At 54.6% G+C, this 4614-nt stretch carries 6 protein-coding genes; 1 reads left to right on the plus strand and 5 read right to left on the minus strand.

Features of this window, described 5'->3' with window-relative positions:
* The first annotated feature begins 137 nt into the window (after nt 1–137).
* Nucleotides 138–539: an abortive infection family protein gene (locus tag ACOSYY_RS10650; RefSeq protein ID WP_421662325.1), complete on the plus strand. Its 402-nt coding sequence runs from the start codon at nt 138–140 to the stop codon at nt 537–539.
* Nucleotides 540–626: 87 nt separating this feature from the next.
* On the opposite strand, the gene ACOSYY_RS10655 is transcribed toward ACOSYY_RS10650, so the two are convergent.
* The 5 genes from ACOSYY_RS10655 to ACOSYY_RS10675 all read right to left on the minus strand — a co-directional run.
* Complete coding sequence (locus tag ACOSYY_RS10655) at nt 627–1370, minus strand: sterol desaturase family protein (protein ID WP_421662326.1); 744 nt, start codon at nt 1368–1370, stop codon at nt 627–629.
* 138 nt (nt 1371–1508) lie between these two features.
* The gene (ychF, locus tag ACOSYY_RS10660; RefSeq protein ID WP_421662327.1) at nt 1509–2600 is read right to left on the minus strand and encodes a redox-regulated ATPase YchF; all 1092 of its coding nucleotides are present in this window, start codon (nt 2598–2600) and stop codon (nt 1509–1511) included.
* The gene (gene pth, locus ACOSYY_RS10665; protein ID WP_421662328.1) at nt 2600–3193 is read right to left on the minus strand and encodes an aminoacyl-tRNA hydrolase; all 594 of its coding nucleotides are present in this window, start codon (nt 3191–3193) and stop codon (nt 2600–2602) included. Before pth ends, ychF begins: the two co-directional genes overlap by 1 nt.
* A gap of 2 nt (nt 3194–3195) precedes the next feature.
* Nucleotides 3196–3975, minus strand: a complete 780-nt coding sequence (locus ACOSYY_RS10670; RefSeq protein ID WP_421662329.1) for a 50S ribosomal protein L25 — start codon at nt 3973–3975, stop codon at nt 3196–3198.
* 236 nt (nt 3976–4211) lie between these two features.
* On the minus strand, nt 4212–4614 hold a 403-nt coding region (locus tag ACOSYY_RS10675; RefSeq protein WP_421662331.1), incomplete at its 5' end, for a ribose-phosphate diphosphokinase.

Genomic DNA, 4614 nt, shown 5'->3' on the forward strand with positions numbered 1-4614 from the left:
GACATCAAATTTCCAAGCGGAAATTAACGAAGCTATGATGGACTTCGAATGCCCCTGGCGCGCCTTTCTGATGGACGATTCTTTCAGGTTGACGCTGATTTTTTAACGCTGAAATCATTCAAAAAGCTGAAGATGTCTTGAGAGAGAAGGGATTTGAAGGTGCTCATGCTGAGTTTCGAGAGGCTCGTGAAGATCTTGTGGACGGAAAGACTAAAGATGTGATCTTGAAGGCGTTCAAGAGCTTCGAGAGTACACTAAAAACCATGCTCAATCAGCAAAGTGGGGATATCATGGAGCTACTCCGATTGTTCCGCGAGAAAGGGTTTATGGACGACATCCCAGAAGCTCCAGCAAAGGCAGTTGGAAAGGCGGTGCTTGGATCATTGGCCACGCTTCGTAATGAATTGGCGGGACACGGGCAAGGGAACGCAGTATTAGACGTGCCACGTCATTACGCTGTTTTAGCGATTCATCTTGCTGGTTCTATGAATCAATTCGTCTTTAGATCAATATCTAAGAAAGCAGTCAGCATCTCCTGAGATATAATCCGCATCAGAATAAAATGGTTGGAATTCATTATGACTATTTGCCGATATTACGCAGTTAATTAAAGCTGGCTTCTCCACTTAAATTCCGACGGCCATGCGGACTGGATGGACGGTTTCCTGTATCCCGTACGGCCCTTTCAAGTCCACTTGCTCCGGATCGACATACGTCCCGAACAGCCGATCCCATACGGTAAAGAGGACCCCGAAATTCGCCCCATCCCTTCCGATCTCTCTCAGATGATGCACGCGATGATAGCGAGGCGTGACGAAGAGCCACTCCAGTTTTCTCGACTGCCAGGTCACGTTCATGTGCATCCAGTTATTGGTCAGGACCAACATATAGGAATAGAGCGGAAAGAATACTGCGGGCACCGGCTTGAGAAGCGGAAACGCCAACAGATAAGGGATATTAGCGAGCACGACTTGTGGAAAGCTCGCCCGGACACCGGCCAGCCAGTACAACTCCGTTGGCGCATGGTGCCATCGATGTATCCACCAGCCCGACGACGTATGCCAAAGCCGATGCATCCAGTAGGCCATTCCGTCGAGGACGAACAGAAATACTATCAGCTTGAACCCGAATGGAAGCGTCTGCCAACGCCAGTAGGAGTAGCGAGGAAACGGGATTCGATCTGTCAGCTGTGCGGCAAAGACGAAGAAGACCTGGTACGTGGTGAGAGCTGCCACATCCGGCAAGAGCACCTGAAGATATGGAATCGGACGTGAGGGCCACCAATACTCTGCCGCGAAAAAGACGAGGCCAATTCCCCAATAGATGGCGATCCCTTCCAACGCAAACGCATTCGCGAGTGAATCGAGCATCGTTATTACTTACGAAACAGGAGTTAGACGAGCAAGAGGATGACTCATCTTGAAGGCTCCGGTCAAGTCAGTAGAGTATTCCTGGTTGCCTGCCCTTTGCCGAGAGATTTGATGGGTCTGTGCGGTAGTTAAGGAAGACTAAACGTTGAACCTAAAATACACAATATCCGCTTCCTTGATGACGTAGTCCTTGCCTTCGAGGCGGAACAATCCCTTTTCCTTCACTTTGGCCTCCGAGCCGCAGGCCAGCAGATCATCATAGTGGTAGACCTCGGCGCGGATGAACCCCCGTTCCATATCGGAGTGGATCTTGCCTGCCGCTTGCGGGGCCTTGGTGCCTTTCGGAATCGGCCAAGCGCGGGACTCAACTTCGCCGGCGGTGAAGAAGGTTATCAGGTCCAGCAAGGTATAGGCTTCGCGCGTCAAGCGAACGAGCCCCGATTCAGTCAGCCCCATTTCGTTCAGGAAATCCGCCCGTTCGCTCTCCGGTAGCGACGATAGCTCCGCCTCGAGCTGCCCGCAGATGGTGACGACTCGGGCGCCACGCTTGGCCGCAAACTCACGCACAGTCTGGACCATAGCCTCATCGGCATTCTTGCCCTCGGATACGTTCGCGACAAACAACACCGGCTTAGCGGCGAGCAACTGACATTCGTTGAGAATGATCCGTTCTTCCGCTGCATATTCCCGATTACCCAGCCATTCACCTTTGTCGAGTAACCCGATGAGCTTGGCAAGGAATTCCACTTCAAAGGCAGCTTTTTTATCTCCGGCCCGGACTTTCTTTTCTGTCTTCTGCTTCCGCCGATCGAGTGTTTCCAGATCGGACAGCATGAGTTCGGTTTCGATCACGCCGATGTCACGAAGCGGATCGATCCCGCCGCTGACATGCACCACGTCGGTCCCCTGAAAACAGCGGACCACGTGAAGAAGTGCATCCACTTCTCGGATGTGGCCAAGGAATTGATTGCCAAGTCCTTCGCCTTTGCTGGCCCCTTCAACCAGTCCCGCAATGTCTCGTACTTCCAACGTGCTGTACGTGGTTTTCTTCGAGCCGAAGACGTCGGTCAGTGTGATGAGTCGAGGGTCCGGCACCAGAGCGATGCCGGTGTTCGGGTCGACGGTCGCGAACGGATAATTAGCCGCCAGCGCACCGCCGCCGGTCAGCGCATTGAAGACCGTCGTTTTACCGACGTTAGGGAGACCGATCATACCGCAACACAGGCCCATTAGTTCGTGTCCTCTCCTTCGCGAGCAACCTTCTCCCTGATATTAAATTGATTCATCGCCGTTTCCGGTCCGCGATGAAGCAAACATTCCATCGCGTCCACTGCCCGCTCCAGGCAGGGTTCAAAAACAGCCATCTCATCCCTCGTCACCGGCTCCAAGACATAGTCGGCGGAATCTTGGCCTGGTGCAGGTCGGCCGATCCCAATCTTTAATCTCACGAATTGCGAAGTTCCGAGCGCTTCGATGACGGATTTGATTCCGTTGTGTCCGCCATGACCACCGGCAAGCTTAATTCGCAACCGGCCCGGTTCCAGATCCAAATCATCGTGTATGACGATGAGTTCATCGGCGGTGAGCTCGAATTCTCGCAGGAGACCTTTCAACGGAGGGCCGGAAAGATTCATCCAGTCGAGCAGACCGGCCAGCTCAACCAACTTCCCTCCCAACCGTCCGGAACCTCGTTGAGCTGTGCCGCGCGGTGAAAGTCGGATCGACCATCGAGCGGCAGCCCGCTCGATGACCCACATGCCGACATTGTGACGGGTCTGGGCGTAGGCTTTTCCGGGATTGCCCAGTCCAACGAGCAGATGCAACGTTACTTCTTCTTTTCAGCTTCTTTCTTTTCAGCCTTTGGAGCGGCTGCGGCTTCTTTCTTCTCACCGCCCTTCGCATCGCCGGCAGGCGCTGCAGCACCGGCTTTGGCCGGTTCTCCCGCCCCTTCGGTTCCCGCCGCGTCCTTGCCTTTCGTCATGACTTCCGGCTCGCCGGCCGCTCCGGCACCGCTGGTGAGCAGAGCTTCGAGTTTGGCATCCGTCATCGGCGCCGCGACGCTGACGACCATCTGCTCGGCATCATCCAAGAAACGGACACCTTCGCGCGTTCCGATTTCTTTTAGATGGATGCCGCTGCCGATCGCCAATGCCGACGCATCGACTTCTATATGATCAGGCATGGCGGCCGGAAGACACTCGACGTGCACGTCGCGCATGTTATGGTGCAGCACGCCTCCCTCCTTGACGCCGGCTGGAATCCCGCCGATGACTTTGATCGGAACTTTGACCCGAATCGGCTTGCTCATGGAAATCTCAAAGAGGTCCGCGTGCAGGACAGCCCCGGTCACCGGGTCGACTTGATAGTCGCGCAAGAGAGCGGTGCGATTCTGCTTGGTCTTTGCTCCGTTCACCGTGAGTGAAATCAACGCAGTGCTGCCGGCATGAGACTTGAGAATCTTGACTAATTCCTCCGGATTGACTGTCAGCAAGAGACATTCCCCTTGACCGTAGAGCACGGCCGGGATTTTTCCCACCCGCCGCATAGACCGAGCGGCTCCTTTCCCCGCTTGCTCTCTTACCGCTACTGTCAAATCGAATTTCATGATATTCCTCCGTCTCCCTCTGCTTCTTACACAGCGCTTAGCAGGACGCTGAAAAAGTCCGCCAGCGGCGTTCTCGCATCGCTCAGAGGGCTCAACGTACCAAAGCGTACGCCTCGCCTCTTCGCTTGCTGCGGCCCTTGCTGGACAGCCTTTTGAGCCTCCTGAAGTTTATTCTCGCGTTAACATCGTACGGACCAGCCATATTGTTGGCATCAACCAAGTTTTGTCGCAGCCCACTAGGCGAAGAGTGAACTCACAGACTCATCTTCATGAATCCGTCTGATGGCTTCGCCCAGCAACGGTGCCACCGACAATTGATGCAACTTCGGACAGGTCAATTCTTTCCCTCGCAGCGGAATCGTATTGGTCACCACCACTTCGGAGAGAGACGACGACTGTAACCGTTCCAAGGCCGGCCCCGACAATACTGCGTGCGTGCAGGCCGCGATCACGTCTCGAGCGCCTTGATCGAGACAGGCCTGAGTCCCTTGGACAATGGTACCAGCCGTATCGATCATATCATCAAGGAGCAATACGCTTTTCCCTTGCACGTCCCCGATGATGTTCATAATTTGCGCTTGGTTCGGACCTTCGCGGCGCTTGTCGATTATGGCCAAGTTGGCCTGAAGCCGCTTGGCA

The sequence above is a fragment of the Nitrospira sp. BLG_2 genome (assembly GCF_049222245.1).

Excerpts from the sequence above, each read along its gene's own strand:
- ACOSYY_RS10655 (WP_421662326.1), bottom strand. The coding sequence starts at position 1,370 with ATGCTCGATTCACTCGCGAATGCGTTTGCGTTGGAAGGGATCGCCATC.
- ychF (WP_421662327.1), bottom strand. The coding sequence starts at position 2,600 with ATGGGCCTGTGTTGCGGTATGATCGGTCTCCCTAACGTCGGTAAAACG.
- ACOSYY_RS10670 (WP_421662329.1), bottom strand. The coding sequence starts at position 3,975 with ATGAAATTCGATTTGACAGTAGCGGTAAGAGAGCAAGCGGGGAAAGGA.